The organism is uncultured Polaribacter sp., from assembly GCF_947503855.1.
Lineage (GTDB): Bacteria > Bacteroidota > Bacteroidia > Flavobacteriales > Flavobacteriaceae > Polaribacter.
Genome location: NZ_CANNFF010000004.1, coordinates 222,537 through 238,803, shown reverse-complemented (window position 1 = coordinate 238,803; position 16,267 = coordinate 222,537). Strand labels below are relative to the sequence as shown.

Genomic DNA, 16,267 nt, shown 5'->3' with positions numbered 1-16,267 from the left:
TTCTAAATAAAATCTATGGAAAACTATACGCCGATAAAGGCTATATAGGTAAAGATTTACTGCAGATTCTTTTTACTGATGGATTGCATTTAATTACGCATATTAAAAATAATATGAAGAATTCTTTAATGACAATGAGTGATAAAATTTTACTTCGCAAACGCTCTGTTATAGAAACTGTAAATGACGAACTTAAAAACATCTGTCAAATTGAACATTCTAGACATAGAAGCTTTACTAATTTCTTGTCTAATATTGTTGCAGGGCTTATTGCCTATAGCTTTTTACCTAAAAAGCCGTCCATAAAATACCAGACAGTCAAAACAAATCAACTTGCATTTTATTAATCGAACTCAGGTTATTATTTCATTTTTTGAAGATTGGCAATTTCTAAATTTGTAAGTGCTCTCCATCTTCCTCTTGGTAGGTTTTTCTTTGTTAATTCAGCAAAAATAACCCTATCTAATTTGTTTACTTTGTAACCAACATGTTCAAATATTTTACGTACAATTCTGTTTCTACCAGAATGTATTTCTATACCAACTTCACTTTTTGGTTGACCATCCACATAAGAAATAGCATCAATAAATACTTTTCTACCTTCAATAATTACATCGCCCCGTAATTTTTCTAAATCTTTTAAATCTAGTTTTCTATCTAAAGAAGCATGATATAACTTACGCACATTGTGTTTTGGATGCGTTAATTTTTTTGCCAAATCGCCATCGTTTGTAAACAATAACAAACCTGTTGTATTTCTATCTAAACGACCAACAGGGTAAATTCTTTCTTTAGATGCGTTTGCCACTAGTTCCATAACCGTTTTTCTACCACGATCGTCATCCATCGTAGTAATATAGTTTTTGGGTTTATTTAATAAAATATATCTTTTTTCTTCTGGAGAAATACTAGTACCATCAAACTGAACAACATCTGTAGGTTGTACTTTGTAGCCCATTTCTGTAACTAGTTTACCATTTACCTGAACACTTCCATGTTCTATATACGTATCGGCTTCTCTTCTTGAACAGATTCCTGAATTGGCAATGTATTTGTTTAAACGTATTCCTGATGATTCATCAGATTTTGGAGTGTTTTTAATTTTAGAATACGTTTTTTTTGTGGGTTTTCTATTTAGAGGAGCTTTACTTTTACCTTCTTGTCGTCCTCTCGACGAGTTTTTATTTGATTTCATTATAAATATTTTTGCAAAGGTAGTTATATTATTAGATACTAATTCAATCTATTGATTACTTTATCTATTAATAAAGAAGTATCTATAAATATCAAACATAAAACGCCAATTAAGAGTAATATTTTTAGGGTGTTATGCAATCGTCTGTACTGATTGCTAGAGACCGATTTCCATAAATAAAAGCCCACAAAAATTAGTATAAATAATGCAAAATAAAAATAATATCTCATATAGTTTAAACCAGGGTAGCTAAACAAAATTGCTATTGGAAAAACAGTTAAAACAAGTAATATTATAGAAAGTTGCTTGGTTTTTTTTTCGCCATAAACCACTGGAAATGTTTGATAGTTATTTGCAATGGCACCTTTTATATTTTGTAAATCTTTAATTAATTCGCGCACCATAATTACTAAAAATAAAAAACTTGCATGCACAAAAATTATTTTAGAAAAATTACCAAAATAGACAAATACAGCAAAAAAAGGCAATACTGTTAAAATTGTGGCAGAAATAACCCCAATAAAAGGATACTTTTTTAGTTTATGAGAGTATAACCAAATTGAAAATATATAAAATGCAAAAAACACAGCAGCCCTAAAAGAAATTAAAATACCGAAAAAAAAACCAATAAAATTAAGTAAAAAATAGAGTTTTAATTTGGTTTCTTGTTTCACATAATTGTCTAAACCTGTTTTTAGAGGTCTATTAATTTTGTCTACTTTTACATCATAAAAATTATTGACAATATAACCTCCTGAAATCACAAAAACACAGGCTAACACTAAATAAAGTAAGTGTAAATTAAAAACTACATCGCTTAGAGATTTTGTTGGCGAAAAAATAAAAATTGCTGCTAAATATTGAGCCGCTACTAATACCAATATATTGTAAGCTCTTACTGTAGAAAATAAACTAAAAATTTTAATTATTAGTCGTTTAAGTTTTAGAGAACTCATAAAGTAATTTAAAATCTGTAAACTAGTTCTAGCTTATAATCTTTTAAACTTTTTTGAGCTTTTGCATAGTCTTCAGTAAAACCTAAAATATAACCTCCACCACCAGAACCACAAAGTTTTAGGTAGTAATCGTTGGTGGCAATACCTTTTTCCCAAACTTTATGAAAAGCAGCTGGTATCATTGGTTTAAAGTTTTTTAACACAATTTTAGATAAAGATTTTACATTGCCAAATAAAGATTTTACATTTCCATGTAAAAAGTCTTCTATACAAGCATCTGTAGTTTTTGCAAATTCTTCGCTAATCATTTTTCTAAATCCTTCGTTTTTCATCTTATTCATAAAGATGTTTACCATAGGTGCAGTTTCTCCAATTTGCTCTGAATCTAATAAGAATACGGCTCCTTTACCTTCTTTTTGTGAAGGGATTCCGGCTGGCTCTATATTTTCTTTAGAGTTGATTAAAATGGGCAGACTTAAATAACTGTTTAAAGGGTCTAAACCAGAGCTATTTCCATGAAAAAAGGACTCCATTAAAGAAAAAATCTGTTTTAAATTTAACAATTTATCTCTTGTTAAATTTTCTAAAACTGTAATTTTATCAGCAGCATATTTATCATAAATAGAAGCTACTAAAGCCCCAGAACTTCCAACACCATAGCCTTGTGGTATGGAAGAATCAAAATACATACCGTTATCTATATCTTTTTTAAAGTCTTTTAAATTAAAAGAAACCAAGTCTGTTTTTAAACCTTTTAAGTAGGTGTAAAAAAGCTGTAAATTTTCGTTAGAAACTTTTGCTTTACCTGTAAGTTTATGAGATGTTTTTAAAGCACCTCTGTATGCGTTAAAAGGTATCGCCAAACCCTTAGAATCTTTTATAATTCCATATTCTCCAAAAAGAAGAATCTTAGCATAAAATAATGGTCCTTTCATTTTTTCTTTTTATAGTATTACAAAATTACGAATTATAATTTTAACGAAAACTTACACCAACTTAATCGTTTTTATAGTAGATTTTCCAAACCCCAACTTTTTTGCCTTTTTTAAAACTGCCTTTTTCTTTTATTTTGCCATTTTTGTAGTAGGTTTTCCACATACCTGCTTTAAGACCTTTTTTATATGTTCCTGTAGTTTTTAATTCACCAGAACTGTAAAATTCAGAGAATTTACCATCTGGTCTACCATTGTCGTAAAAAACTTCTCTTACTTTTTTACCTGTTATAAAATAATCTATCACTAACTTTTTTTCTTTGTTAGCGTTGTCTAAAGACCTGTAATAAGATGCTTTTTGTTGTGTGGTTCTATTCCAATTTGCATCAAAATATATTTTTTTTTGCGCAACAGTTTCTATGCTATAAAAAGCACAAATAAAAAAACCAATTGCTACTACTATTTTCATAAAAAAATATAAACTCTCTTGTTTTAAAGTGATTTAGCACCTAATCCAACACTGTCGTAAATATACTGTTTTTTCTGACAATACTTATACAACTTCTTATCTATAAATTGTTGCACACTTTCTTTTTCTGAAAACGGATACAGCACATGTACATTTGCACCTGCATCTAGCGTAAAACAAACATTACTGTTGTTTTCTTGACGATATTCCCAAATTTTATTAATAATTTCTAACGTATTTGGTTTCATCAAAATAAAATACGGTTGACTCGTTAACATCATTGCATGCAAGGTTAATGCTTCACTTTCTACCAAATTTACAAACGCTTTAATATTTCCGTTTTGAAGAATTTTAGAGAGTTTACCTAAGTTTTCGTTAGCCTGTGCAAATCGATTTTCTGCAAAGGGATGGTTTTGCATTAAATTATGGCCTAGAGTACTAGAAACTTGTTTTTCACCTTTGTCTACCAGCAAAATTGTATCTTGATAATTCTGAAAAGCAGAATGTACTTTGTGTGGAAATTTTATACCAAACAAATCTGAACTTCCTTCTATTTCTGGGTGATTACCCCAAACAACTAAAGGCCCTTCTACACTTCTACTTGCGCTTCCAGAACCTAATCTTGCTAAAAAAGAAGCTTTTTTATTGATAAATTCTTTAGTTAAACTGGTATTTAATTTACTTTCTAAACTCATTAAACACATAGCTATAGCACTTAAACCACTTGCAGAAGAGGCAATTCCGCTTGAATGTGGAAAAGAATTTTCTGAATGGATTATCATTTGATAATCAAAAATATAAGGACAATATAGTTGTACTCTTTTAAAAAATTCTGCAATTTTTGGTTTGAATTCCTCCTTCTTTTTTCCTTCAAAAAACAAATCAAAATCTACTTTATTCTCTAATTCTGAAACATTATTAGAATTTTGTTTATGGGTAAATTCAATTGTAGTTTTGGTATTACAATTATTTAACGTAAAACTTATAGACGCATTTTTAGGTATTTGCGGATTGGTTTTACCCCAATATTTTACCAAAGCAATATTGCTAGGTGTTTGCCATGTAAACGTGGCTTTTTCTATTTTTTTTGAAGAAATTTCTGCAATAAATTGTTTTGTACTCAAACTGTATAATTTGTGTCAAAGATAAAACTATTTATAAAAAACAAACTACTTTTGTTTTTATGAAAAACAACAAAGTTTTTTTATTATTAAACGGCGAAAAACCTAAAAAACTACCCAATTTTAATGCGTATAGTCTTATTTGCGCTACAGATGGCGCGTATCAATTTTTAAAAGATCGTAAAATTACACCTCATTTTATTAGTGGCGATTTTGATTCTTTAGCAGACATACCAAAAGAGATTGAAGTTATTAAAACACCCAACCAAGATTTTACAGATTTTGATAAAATTCTAAAAATTTTGTTTCACAAAGGATTTTATAATATTGATGTTTTTGGTGCAAGTGGCAAAGAACAAGATCATTTTTTAGGAAATTTACACACGGCAGTTCGCTGGAAAAAAGACTTGAAAATTACTTTTTTTGATAATTATGGCTGGTATTTTTTAGCTGATAAAAAAACAGAAATTATAGGTTGTTTACACAACACTGTGTCTTTAATTCCTTTACCAAAGGCAAAAAGCATCACTTCTAAAGGTTTACAATATCCTTTAAAAAATACAGATTTAACCTTTGGAAAAAGTATTGGCACTAGAAATAAAGCGATAGAAAATATTGTGAAAATTAACTTTAAAAAAGGGGATTTATGTGTTTTCATCAATCATAAAAAAAACAAAAATGAGTAGAAAAATAAAACTTATATGGGATTTTAGAGGCGAAGATGCAAAAGAAACTGCCATACATCATACCAAACACTTAAAAGAATTTGCAACTGCAGAAAGCTTACCTTATTACACTATAGATATCAAAGAGGTTAACCCCATGTTATGTGCTGCTTTTATAAATGTTGATGAAACAAATATGAAAATATTTAGAGATGCTTTAAAACCACATCGTGGAGAAGTAGTAGCATAATTAAATTTTACAAATTTAAAAACGAACAAACCTCATTGTAAAATTGCTTTGGATTTTCTGCATGCAACCAATGGCCTGCATTTTGTATGGTAATTATTTTAGAATTTGGAAAATGAGCCTCTATATTTGGTTTTTCTTTTTCTGTGATGTAATCAGATTTAGCTCCTTTTAAGAATAAGGTTTTTTTATCAAAAATGGTAAAAGAAGGTAAAGCCTCTCCTATTTCTGGGTTGTTTTCTGTTAACGATTTTAAATGAAACCTGTAAGCCAATTGCCCTTTTTCTTTCCAATAAACATTTTTTAGTAAAAACTGTCTAACACCTGGTTCTGGAATAAACCCTTTTAATTTTTCATCTACTTTACCTCTGGTGTTTTGTATAGAGAAATCTACTGAATTTAAAGCCGCCAAAATAGCATTATGATGAGGTTGGTATTCTCTTGGAGAAATATCTACAACCACTAATTTATGAACTAATTCTGGATAGGTTACCGCAAACAGCATCGCTGTTTTACCTCCCATAGAATGCCCAATCAAATAAATATTTTCTAACTGATGATGTTTTATATAATTATATAAATCTTCTACTAAAACCTGATAATTAAACGCATCTTTATGAAAACTTCTACCATGATTTCTTTGATCAATTAAATGAACTTGAAAATCTTTAGAAAACTGATTCCCTAACGTTTTCCAGTTATCAGACATTCCAAAATACCCGTGTAAAATTAATAAGGGGTTTCCTTCTCCTTTTATTGTGGAGTGTAAAATTGGGTTTTTAAGCATGTATATAATTGGTTTGTTTGATAATTAGATGATGAACTGAATACTTTAAAAGAAAGATTTATGAAAACTGTAATTGTTTACTGTAAACTATTTAAGCCTATGTAAATACATATTTATTACGTTTTCTAAACCTAAGTATAAGCTTTCTGCAATTAAAGCATGTCCTATAGAAACTTCTGCCAAATTTGGGATGTTATTTTTAAAAAACTCTATGTTATCTAAGCTTAAATCGTGCCCCGCATTAATACCCAACCCTATTTCATGAGCAAAAACAGCAGCTTCTGTATACGGTTTTACTCCATTTTCATTACCTAAATCGTATTGTGTAGCAAATTCTTCAGTATACAATTCTATTCTATCTGCACCTATTTTTTTGGCTCCTTCAATCAATTTTAAATCTGTATCTATAAAAACAGAAGTTCTAATATTGTGTTTTTTAAACTCCTGAATTACTTCACTTAAAAAAGAAGCATGTTTTAAAGTATCCCAACCAGCATTGGAGGTAATTGCATCTACAGCATCTGGAACCAATGTAACTTGCGTTGGTTTGGTTTCTAAAACTAAATCCACAAAAGAAGGTACAGGGTTTCCTTCAATATTATACTCTGTAGTAACTACATTTACCAAATCTCTTGCGTCTTGATATCTAATATGTCTTTCATCTGGTCTTGGATGTATAGTAATGCCTTTTGCACCAAAACTTTCTATGTCTGCAGCAACTTTTAATAAATTTGGCACATTTCCTCCTCTAGAATTGCGTAAGGTTGCTATTTTATTGATATTTACACTTAACTTTGTCATTGTATATAATTAATGTACAAAGATAAACCATTAAATCATTTTATCCTATATTCGTAGAGAATGAAGATTACAGATTACATCTTAAACGAAATAAAACCCATTAGTTTAAAAAGTAGTATAAAGGCTACCAAAGAACTGTTTGATAATTTACCTATTACTCATTTTGCTGTGGTAGAAAACAACAAACTTTTAGGCTGTTTTGCAGAGGATGATATACACACCATTGAAAACACATCAGAAAAATTAGTTGCCTATACACATTTATTAAACTCTTTTTTTGCTGATGAAAAAGCCACTGTGTTAGAGCTTTTAAAAATTTTTGCAGATAATAACACTACCATTATTCCTGTTTTAGATAAAAACAAAGCGTATATTGGTTATTATGATTTGTGTGATGTTTTAGACGTTTTTTCTACAAGTCCTTTTATGATAGAAAACAGCGAAACGGTAATTATAGAAAAAATAGAGAATGATTATTCTATGAGTGAAATTGCTCAAATTATCGAATCTAACTCAGGAAAATTATTAGGTTTATACATCTCCGAAAAAAAAGATGGGATTGTTCAAGTTACCTTAAAAATTGTATCAGAAGATATTAATGAAGTAATGCATACTTTTAGAAGGTATGATTATAAAATAATCTCTTCACATGAAAATGACGTGTATTTAGAAGATTTAAAAAACAGGTCTGAATATTTGCAAAAATATTTAGAAATGTAAAGTTGATTTTAAAAATTATTTTTTAAACAGTAAAATAGTATTGATTTTGAAAAAAGTAGCAGTTTACGGGCAATCTTATTCCATTTCCGCAGAAAAAGAAATACAAATTCTTTTAAGCGTTTTAGAAGCTCATGATATTGTTTGTTTTATTGAAGAGAAATTTAACAACTTATTAATTGAGGGTAAAATTTTAAAGAAAAAATATCCTGTTTTTTCAGATTTTAAAGACTTAGATCCAACTTTCGATTTAATGTTTACCTTAGGTGGTGATGGAACTATTTTAAGAGCAGTAACTTATATAAGAGATTTAGACATCCCTATTTTAGGAATAAATACAGGCAGATTAGGCTTTTTAGCAACAATTAATAAAAAAGCTATTAAAGAAAGTATCGACCTTTTATTAAGGGGTGAATATTCTATACAAAAAAGAACGCTTTTATCTGTAGAAACATCACCAAAAAACAACGATTTTAAAGAATTAAACTTTGCTTTAAATGAAGTAACCATTGCAAGAAAAAACACCACTTCTATGATTGGTGTTAGAACCTGCTTAAATAACGAATATTTAACAAATTATTGGGCAGATGGTTTAATTATTGCAACACCAACAGGCTCTACAGGCTACTCTTTAAGTTGTAATGGCCCAGTAATATCACCAGACTCTAAAAATGTACTAATTACACCTATTGCTCCACATAATTTAAATGCGAGACCTATGGTTATTTCAGACGAAACCGCCATACAATTAGAAGTAGATTCAAGAGAAAAAGATTTTTTAATCTCTTTAGATTCAAGAATTTACACGATATCCAAAAATACAAAAGTATTTATCAAAAAAGCACCTTTTAGTGTACAAAGCATTATACCCAACAACCAATCTTTTTTAAACACCTTACGCAGTAAATTACTTTGGGGAGAAGACACTAGAAACGAAACCAATCTTTAAAGATTTTTTACAATAAATCATTAAAATAGTAGTTATTCAAAAAAGACTAAACATTAACTTTATTAAGCAAATTGAATTTCCTATATTTGCTCGCTATTTTTTAGAATGAAAAACAGTATTTTATTTATCGTGCTTGTAAGTATTTCCTCATTTTTAATGGGACAAGTATACGAAGTAGGACTAACTGTAGGAGGCACAAATTTTATTGGAGACATTGGTAGAACTAATTATATATACCCAAATAAAATTGCTGGTAACGTGTTTTTTAAATACAATTACAACCCAAGAATTGCCTTAAAGGCAACGTACAGTTTTTTACCAATAAGTGGAGATGATAGAAACGCAGAGACCGATTTAAAACAAAATAGAGGTTTTAATTTTAATAATACAATACATGAATTAGCTATTGGTATGGATTTTAATTTTTATGAATATGATGCATATTCTGATAGTAAAAGTTGGACACCATACATAAGCATAGAATTAGCAGGTTTTAGTTATAACACAGTACAAGATGAAATAAGCCCAGGTGTATATAGTTTTACAAATAAAACTTCTTATACAATTCCTTTTGGAGTAGGTTTTAAATCTAGATTGTTTGGTAAATTTGCCTTTTCTTTGCAAACAACATTTAGATATACATTTGAAGATGATATAGACTATTCTACCAATAGAATATCTGCTTTAAATTTTGAAGGAACAGGAAATGACTGGTATGTTTTTACTGGTTTTTCTTTAATATATACATTTGGTAGACCTCCTTGTTATAAAAAGGGTTTATAAAATAATATGGATAAAAAACTACTTATTAATTTACAAAGAGTACCAAAACATGTTGCCATTATTATGGATGGCAATGGGCGTTGGGCAAAAAGTAAAGGAATGAATAGGATTTTTGGTCACAAAAACGCCCTAACTGCTGTAAGAGAATCTGTAGAAGCAGCATCTTTAATAAATGTAAAAGCAATTACCTTATATGCTTTTTCTACAGAAAACTGGAAAAGACCAAAATTAGAGGTAGACGCCTTAATGAGCTTATTAATTAACTCATTAAAAAAAGAATTAGCAGACTTTATTAAAAATGGTGTTAAAGTAAATGCTATTGGCTGCACAGAAAACTTACCTAAAAAAGCACAAAAAGTTTTAAATGATGTCATATTTGAAACTAAAAATAACACAAAAATTACCTTAACATTTGCATTAAGCTACGGTTCTAGAGAAGAAATTGTTAACGCAATCAAAAACATATCTAAAAAAGTTGTTAATAAAGAACTTTCAGAAAAAGAAATTACAGAAAAAACTATAAATAACCATTTATATACATTTAATTTGCCCAATGTCGATTTAATGATAAGAACAAGTGGTGAATATCGCATTAGTAATTTCTTACTTTGGCAAATGGCCTATGCCGAATTATATTTTACAGATATCCTTTGGCCAGACTTTAGAAAAGAGCATTTTTACGATGCAATCATTGATTATCAGAATAGAGAACGAAGATTTGGAAAAACAAGCGAACAAATTACAGATTAAATTTTTTATGAAATTACTATCTGCAGCAATATTATTTATTGCATTACTTTCTACAAATAGCATTCATGCTCAAGTTAAGAAAGATACAATCTCAAAGAAAAATATTTCTTTCGAAAGAGGAAAAGAATATATTTTAGGAGGAATAACCGTAACAGGACTTAAAAAATTTAGCGAAGAAACTGTTCGTGTTTTTACAGGTTTGCGTTATGGACAAACCATAAAACTGCCAGGTGACAAACTTACAAGTGCCATTAAAAAGCTTTATGAAAGTAAACAGTTTAGTGATGTTGATGTTTATCTAGCAAGATTAGATGGCAACACTATTTATTTACAATTAGATGTACAAGAGTTACCACAGTTAAATCAAGTTAAAATTAACGGAATTAAAAAATCTAAAGCTAAAGAACTTATAAAAGAAACAGAACTTACATTGGGTAAAATGGTAACAGATAATTTATTGGTTACCACTAAAAATTACTTCACTAAAAAATATACAGACAAAGGATATTTAAAAACAAAAGCCTCTTTAGATGTTACAAAAGATACTACAGACATTAATGTAGTAAATATATCTGTTTTTATTGATAAAGGCAAAAAAATTAAAATTAAAAACATCAATATTACAGGTAATAAAGCAATATCTGACAGTAAACTTAGAAAAACCATGAAAAACACCAAAGAGAAGTTTTTGGGTAGGTTTTGGAAAGGATCTAAATACATCGAAGAAGATTATCAAGAAGACTTAGAAAGTATTTTAGATAAATATAGTAGACTGGGCTACAGAGATGCGCGTATTTTAAAAGAAGGTATTTCTTGGAATGAGGATAATACCATAGATATCAACATAGAACTAGAAGAAGGAAGACAGTATCGATTTGCAGAAATTTTATTTGTTGGTAATAAAGAATATACAGACGAACAACTAATGTCTATATTAAGAATTGACAAAGGAGATGTGTACAATGGTGCTGTTTTAAAAGAGCGTGTAAAAGGAGATAACACTCCTACTTCTGTAGATATTTCTACAACATACCAAGATAATGGTTTTTTATTCTCGCAAGTAAATGCTGTAGAAACCAAAGTAGAAAACGACTCTATTACTGTAGAGATAAGAATTAGAGAAGACGAGAAAGCTCGAATAAAAAGAGTAACTGTTTCTGGAAATGACAAAACAAACGATCATGTAATTTTTAGAGAATTACGTGTAAAACCAGGAGATTTATTTAGTAGAAAAGCCATTATTAGATCTATTAGAGAAATTGGTCAGTTAGGGTTTTTCGATCAAAATGTAACCCCAGATGTAGTGCCAGACTATCAAAATAAAACTACAGACATTAATTTTAGTGTTATAGAAAAAGGAGGTAGCCAAATAGAATTACAAGGTGGTTATGGTGGTGGCTCTTTTATTGGTACTTTAGGATTATCTTTTAATAACTTTTCTATCGGAAATATTTTTAATAAAGAAGCTTACAAACCATTACCAATGGGAGATGGACAAAAACTTTCGTTAAGATTACAAACAAGTAGAACCTTTAGTACTTATAGTTTCTCTTTTACAGAACCTTGGTTTGGCGGTAAAACACCTAAATCATTATCATTTTCTGTATATCAATCCAATCAATTTCAAATTAACCCACAAACTTTTGATGTTGATAAGGATAGAAAATTAGGTATCACTGGTGCATCAATTGGTTTAGGACAACGTTTAAAATGGCCTGATGATTACTTTCAATTATCACAAACCGTTTCTTACCAAAGCTTTCAGCTAAAAAATTATGGTTTTAGAGTGGGAGATAATATTTTAAATAATGGTACTTTAAACAATCTTTCTTACAATTTAAATTTAACAAGAAACTCTGCAGGACCAAGTTTAATTTTTCCAACTTATGGTTCTGAATTTACTATTGGAGTAAAAGCAACATTGCCTTATTCTTTGTTTACTAATAAAGATTATAATCAACCAGATGATTTAACAGCAGAAGAAGAAAACGACTTTTTAGCAGACAAGTTTAAGTGGTTAGAATATTACAAATTAAACTTTAAAGGTAAGTGGTATACCTCATTTACAGATAAATTGGTATTAATGACCAATACTGAGTTTGGTTACTTAGGTTTTTATAATAATGATTTAGGACAAACACCTTTTGAACGTTATTTTGTTGGTGGAGATGGTATTGCTGTTTTTCAATTAGATGGTAGAGAAGTTGTAGGTTTAAGAGGATATGAAAACAACAGATTATCGTCTATTGCAGGGGGTACTATTTACAATAAATTTCAATTAGAACTTAGATATTCTATTACAGATTCTCCATCTGCATCAATTTATACCTTAGGTTTTTTAGAGGCAGGGAACTCGTATGACAATTTTGACACATTTAATCCGTTTAATGTAAAACGTTCTGCTGGTTTAGGAGTTAGAATATTTATGCCTGCGTTTGGATTGTTAGGAATCGATTTTGCACACGGTTTCGATCCATTACCAGGACAAATAGAAAAATCTGGTTGGCAAACACATTTTATAATCGGAAGACAATTCTAAGAAAACTGTACATTTGCAATGTTAAATGTTTTTTTGGCACGGTTTTTATAAATACTATACAAATGAAAAATATTTTTTTATCAATCGTTCTTTTACTTACTGTTAGTATTTCTTGGTCTCAAAGAAATCAAATAATTGCCTACATAGATATGGAGTATATTTTAGAAAATGTACCAGAATATTTAGAAGCTCAAAATACGTTAAATGAAAAAGTAGTAAAGTGGAGAAAACAATTAGATAAAGAAGCAAGATATATCGAGGTTTTAAAAACAGATCTTGCCAATGAAAAAGCAATTCTTACTAGAGATTTAATTGAAGAAAAAGAAGAAGAAATTGCTTTAAAACAAGAAGAATTAAGAAGATTAGAGTCTTTATATTTTGGCCCAAGAGGTGATATGTTTACGTTCAGAAAACAACTGGTTAAACCAATACAAGATCAAGTTTACAATGCCATACAAAGTATCGCATCAAGAAAAAAATACGATTTTGTTTTTGATAAATCTAGTGACTTAGTCATGCTATATTCCAATAAAAAATACGATATTAGCGAACTCGTTTTATCAAACATAAATAGAACTAGATTAATAGACGAAAAAAAAGCTAAGAAAAAAGAAAAAAATGCACCAAAAAAGCTAACAGAAAAACAAAAAAAAGTTATTTCAATAAAAGAAACAGCAGTTGCTAAGCAAGAGTTAATAAGAGCTAAAAAAAAGAAAGTATTAGAAGAAAGAAAAAAAGCATTAGAGGAAAGAAGAAAAGAACTGATAAGAAAAAGAGAAGAAAAAAGAGAGCTACTTAGAAAAAAGAAAGAAGCTTTAAAAAAGAAAAAAGAAGAACAGAAGAAAGAACAGGAACAAAAAGAAAATAATAATTAAATTAAAACAAGAATGAAAAATTTTAGAACGTTACTATTAATTGCTGTATTTACTTTAGGATTTGCGGGTATGTCAAATGCACAAAAAATAGGTCATATTAATTACCAAAGAGTAATAGACAATATGCCAGAAACAAGAGCGTTAACTGCCAACTTAGAAAAAATTGGTAAAACATACCAAGGAGAAATTGAGGGTATGAAGAAAAAATTAGAAGCAAAATACCAAAAATATACAGCAGAACAAGCTACACAAACCGAAGAAACGAATAAAAAAAGAGCAGAAGAAGTTCAGTTAGATAAGGTTAAGTTAGACCAAGCGCAACAAGCTGCTTACCAAGAAATGCAAGGTAAACAAAACGAAGGTTTAGAGCCAATTGTTAAAAAAGCAGAAAAAGCTATTCAAGATACTGCAGCAGATAAAGGTATTTTATATGTTTTTGATGAAAAATCTTTAATTGTTAAGAAGGGGGTAGATCTATATGATGCTGTAAAAGCAAAGTTAGGTTTATTAAAAGATAAGCCAAAACCTCAACAACAAAAATAAATTAGACTATAATTTGAAAAAAACCTGCTTTTAAAAGCAGGTTTTTTTATTTTTACAAGACAATGAGTAACCCAATTGGTTTTTTTGATTCTGGTGTAGGTGGTACTTCTATTTGGAAAGAAGTAATTGCTCTACTTCCACATGAAAACACGATCTATCTTTCTGATAGTAAAAATGCACCTTATGGCGAAAAATCTAAGGAAGACATTGTAGCATTGTGTATAAAAAATACAGAGTTTTTACTAAAACAAAACTGCAAACTTATAGTAGTAGCATGCAATACAGCAACTACAAATGCCATTGAATATTTAAGAAACACCTACAATGTACCTTTTATTGGCATAGAACCTGCTATAAAACCTGCTGCTTTAAAAACTAAAACAAACACCATTGGTATTTTAGCTACCAAAGGCACCTTAAATAGTGCTTTATTCGAAAAAACGTCTAGTACTTTTAGAACTCATATTAAAATTAAAGAAACTATCGGAAAAGGGCTTGTAGAACTTATAGAAAAAGGCAAATTTAATTCTAAAGAAACAACTGCTTTATTGCAATATTATTTACAACCAATGATCGAAGAAAATATAGATGCTTTAGTTTTAGGCTGCACACATTACCCTTATTTAATACCACAAATTAGAAAAATTGTAGGGAATACTATTAAAATTATAGATTCTGGTGAGGCTGTTGCAAAACAAACAAAAGCTATCTTAAAAAAGAACGAGTTGTTACAGTTACAGAAAGAAATATCCAAACATTTTTTTTATATAAATATGGATAAAAACACACTAAAAAAATTAGTTTTAAACGCAAACAATAAAAAGCAAGTAAAAGTTATTGAAACTACTTTTTAAAAACTACCGAACATAGAGTTTATATTAGGACATGCTGCTGCTCTAGGTTCTCTTGTCCAAAGGTTAATGCCTAAAGATATTTGATGAAAACCTGAATCAGCAAAAAGAATTTCGTTCAACTGTTTTGTATAGGTATAAGAAAACATAAAGTTTTTAAAGTTTACACCCACTATTGGTGAAAAATAAGAAGCATTGTCTATGCTATTCGCATCAAAGTTTCTTCTATAAGATAACGCTGCCCAAAGTTGTGTTTTAGACAATGTTTTGTAAACTTTTAAATTGATATCTGCCAATTTTTCTCCAGTACCTTCTCTAAATTGTAACATTACAGAGGGTTCTAACTGAACATAATTTTCTTTACCAAAATAGTATCCGGCAGATAAAATATAATTCCTTAAATCTAAGGGTTCTTGTACATTTAGATTATTTTTTGCTGTTAAAAAAAGGTTTTTAACAGTAAAATAAGAAGACAAACCACCTTTGTGATATGCTACACTAAAATCTGCATTGTAATAGCTGGTACTTTCTACTATGGCTGCAACAGTTGGGTCTCCATTAAAGGTTCTTTGGTCTGATTGATTTTGAACAAAAGTAAATGACAAACCAAAAGAAAGTTGTTCAAAAAAACGACCATTACTCATTGGTAAATGGTAAGCATAAGTACCTTGTACACCTTGTTGAGAGTGAAAACCATTTTTATCATTAAACAACACCAAGCCATAACCTGCATTAGATTCTTCGCCAAATTTTGTATGAAAACTTATGGTTTGTAAAGCTGGTGCATTGGGTACACCAATCCATTGTTGTCTTGCTGTAAGCCTTAACTTACTAGAATTACCAATACCTGCAGCAGCTGGATGTATTAAAAAAATATTATCTGATAAATAATCGGTATAAATAGGTAAAGTTTCTTGTGCTCGACTATTTATAGAGAAAAAAACAATACTTAAAAGGCAAATTCTAATGTAAATTAACTTCATTAAAGCTTTATTATTTATAAGAAATCAAATATATTATATTTCTTGATAAGAATACTTTTTAGAGCATACTTTTAACATAGTTACATTACTAAAAATACATTTTT

General features: G+C 29.2%; 19 protein-coding genes. 11 read left to right on the top strand and 8 right to left on the bottom strand.

The features are described from left to right. Positions 1 to 347 (top strand): transposase (locus tag Q0662_RS05050; RefSeq protein ID WP_298947802.1); only part of this gene is annotated, 347 nt, incomplete at its 5' end. 14 nt (positions 348 to 361) lie between these two features. Here Q0662_RS05050 and Q0662_RS05045 read toward each other — a convergent pair. The 5 genes from Q0662_RS05045 to Q0662_RS05025 form a co-directional block, all read right to left on the bottom strand. Beyond that, positions 362 to 1,195, bottom strand: a complete 834-nt coding sequence (locus Q0662_RS05045) for a pseudouridine synthase (protein WP_298947800.1) — start codon at positions 1,193 to 1,195, stop codon at positions 362 to 364. A gap of 38 nt (positions 1,196 to 1,233) precedes the next feature. Continuing rightward, positions 1,234 to 2,151, bottom strand: a complete 918-nt coding sequence (locus tag Q0662_RS05040; RefSeq protein WP_298947798.1) for a geranylgeranylglycerol-phosphate geranylgeranyltransferase — start codon at positions 2,149 to 2,151, stop codon at positions 1,234 to 1,236. 8 nt (positions 2,152 to 2,159) lie between these two features. Beyond that, entirely contained in the window at positions 2,160 to 3,086 is a 927-nt protein-coding gene (locus Q0662_RS05035; protein WP_298947796.1) for a mevalonate kinase, read from the bottom strand. A gap of 61 nt (positions 3,087 to 3,147) precedes the next feature. Beyond that, positions 3,148 to 3,552: a hypothetical protein gene (locus Q0662_RS05030; RefSeq protein WP_298947794.1), complete on the bottom strand. Its 405-nt coding sequence runs from the start codon at positions 3,550 to 3,552 to the stop codon at positions 3,148 to 3,150. 23 nt (positions 3,553 to 3,575) lie between these two features. Then, a complete protein-coding gene (locus tag Q0662_RS05025) occupies positions 3,576 to 4,676 on the bottom strand; it encodes a diphosphomevalonate decarboxylase (RefSeq protein WP_298947792.1) in 1,101 nt (366 codons plus the stop codon). Between the two features lie 59 nt (positions 4,677 to 4,735). On the opposite strand from Q0662_RS05025, the gene Q0662_RS05020 reads away from it, so the two are divergent. Together Q0662_RS05020 and Q0662_RS05015 are read left to right on the top strand one after the other, a co-directional pair. Continuing rightward, complete coding sequence (locus Q0662_RS05020) at positions 4,736 to 5,359, top strand: thiamine diphosphokinase (RefSeq protein WP_298947789.1); 624 nt, start codon at positions 4,736 to 4,738, stop codon at positions 5,357 to 5,359. Continuing rightward, entirely contained in the window at positions 5,352 to 5,588 is a 237-nt protein-coding gene (locus tag Q0662_RS05015) for a hypothetical protein (protein WP_298947786.1), read from the top strand. The genes Q0662_RS05020 and Q0662_RS05015 overlap by 8 nt, the downstream gene beginning before the upstream one ends. A gap of 7 nt (positions 5,589 to 5,595) precedes the next feature. Here Q0662_RS05015 and Q0662_RS05010 read toward each other — a convergent pair whose 3' ends face one another. Together Q0662_RS05010 and Q0662_RS05005 are read right to left on the bottom strand one after the other, a co-directional pair. Next, positions 5,596 to 6,372: an alpha/beta fold hydrolase gene (locus Q0662_RS05010; protein WP_298947784.1), complete on the bottom strand. Its 777-nt coding sequence runs from the start codon at positions 6,370 to 6,372 to the stop codon at positions 5,596 to 5,598. A gap of 87 nt (positions 6,373 to 6,459) precedes the next feature. Then, positions 6,460 to 7,173 (bottom strand): pyridoxine 5'-phosphate synthase, encoded by a 714-nt coding sequence (locus Q0662_RS05005; protein WP_298947782.1) that lies wholly within the window; start codon positions 7,171 to 7,173, stop codon positions 6,460 to 6,462. 60 nt (positions 7,174 to 7,233) lie between these two features. Here Q0662_RS05005 and Q0662_RS05000 point away from each other — a divergent pair, with 60 nt between their 5' ends. From Q0662_RS05000 to murI, 8 genes are all read left to right on the top strand, one after another. After that, the gene (locus tag Q0662_RS05000) at positions 7,234 to 7,893 is read left to right on the top strand and encodes a CBS domain-containing protein (protein WP_298947780.1); all 660 of its coding nucleotides are present in this window, start codon (positions 7,234 to 7,236) and stop codon (positions 7,891 to 7,893) included. 46 nt (positions 7,894 to 7,939) lie between these two features. After that, positions 7,940 to 8,839 (top strand): NAD kinase, encoded by a 900-nt coding sequence (locus Q0662_RS04995; RefSeq protein ID WP_298947778.1) that lies wholly within the window; start codon positions 7,940 to 7,942, stop codon positions 8,837 to 8,839. Positions 8,840 to 8,944: 105 nt separating this feature from the next. Continuing rightward, on the top strand, positions 8,945 to 9,622 hold the full coding sequence (locus Q0662_RS04990; RefSeq protein WP_298947776.1) for a DUF6089 family protein: 678 nt from the start codon (positions 8,945 to 8,947) through the stop codon (positions 9,620 to 9,622). Between the two features lie 6 nt (positions 9,623 to 9,628). Next, positions 9,629 to 10,372, top strand: a complete 744-nt coding sequence (locus Q0662_RS04985; protein WP_298947774.1) for an isoprenyl transferase — start codon at positions 9,629 to 9,631, stop codon at positions 10,370 to 10,372. A gap of 7 nt (positions 10,373 to 10,379) precedes the next feature. Further along, positions 10,380 to 12,911: an outer membrane protein assembly factor BamA gene (gene bamA, locus Q0662_RS04980; protein WP_298947772.1), complete on the top strand. Its 2,532-nt coding sequence runs from the start codon at positions 10,380 to 10,382 to the stop codon at positions 12,909 to 12,911. Positions 12,912 to 12,973: 62 nt separating this feature from the next. Then, positions 12,974 to 13,786, top strand: a complete 813-nt coding sequence (locus tag Q0662_RS04975) for an OmpH family outer membrane protein (RefSeq protein WP_298947770.1) — start codon at positions 12,974 to 12,976, stop codon at positions 13,784 to 13,786. Positions 13,787 to 13,798: 12 nt separating this feature from the next. Next, positions 13,799 to 14,329 carry an OmpH family outer membrane protein gene (locus Q0662_RS04970; RefSeq protein WP_298947768.1) on the top strand — a complete coding sequence of 177 codons (531 nt, stop codon included), beginning with the start codon at positions 13,799 to 13,801 and terminating at the stop codon, positions 14,327 to 14,329. 62 nt (positions 14,330 to 14,391) lie between these two features. After that, on the top strand, positions 14,392 to 15,183 hold the full coding sequence (murI, locus tag Q0662_RS04965; protein ID WP_298947766.1) for a glutamate racemase: 792 nt from the start codon (positions 14,392 to 14,394) through the stop codon (positions 15,181 to 15,183). Here murI and Q0662_RS04960 read toward each other — a convergent pair. Further along, positions 15,180 to 16,163 carry a type IX secretion system membrane protein PorP/SprF gene (locus Q0662_RS04960; RefSeq protein ID WP_298947764.1) on the bottom strand — a complete coding sequence of 328 codons (984 nt, stop codon included), beginning with the start codon at positions 16,161 to 16,163 and terminating at the stop codon, positions 15,180 to 15,182. The two genes, murI and Q0662_RS04960, sit on opposite strands and share 4 nt — an antisense overlap. Positions 16,164 to 16,267 lie beyond the last annotated feature (104 nt).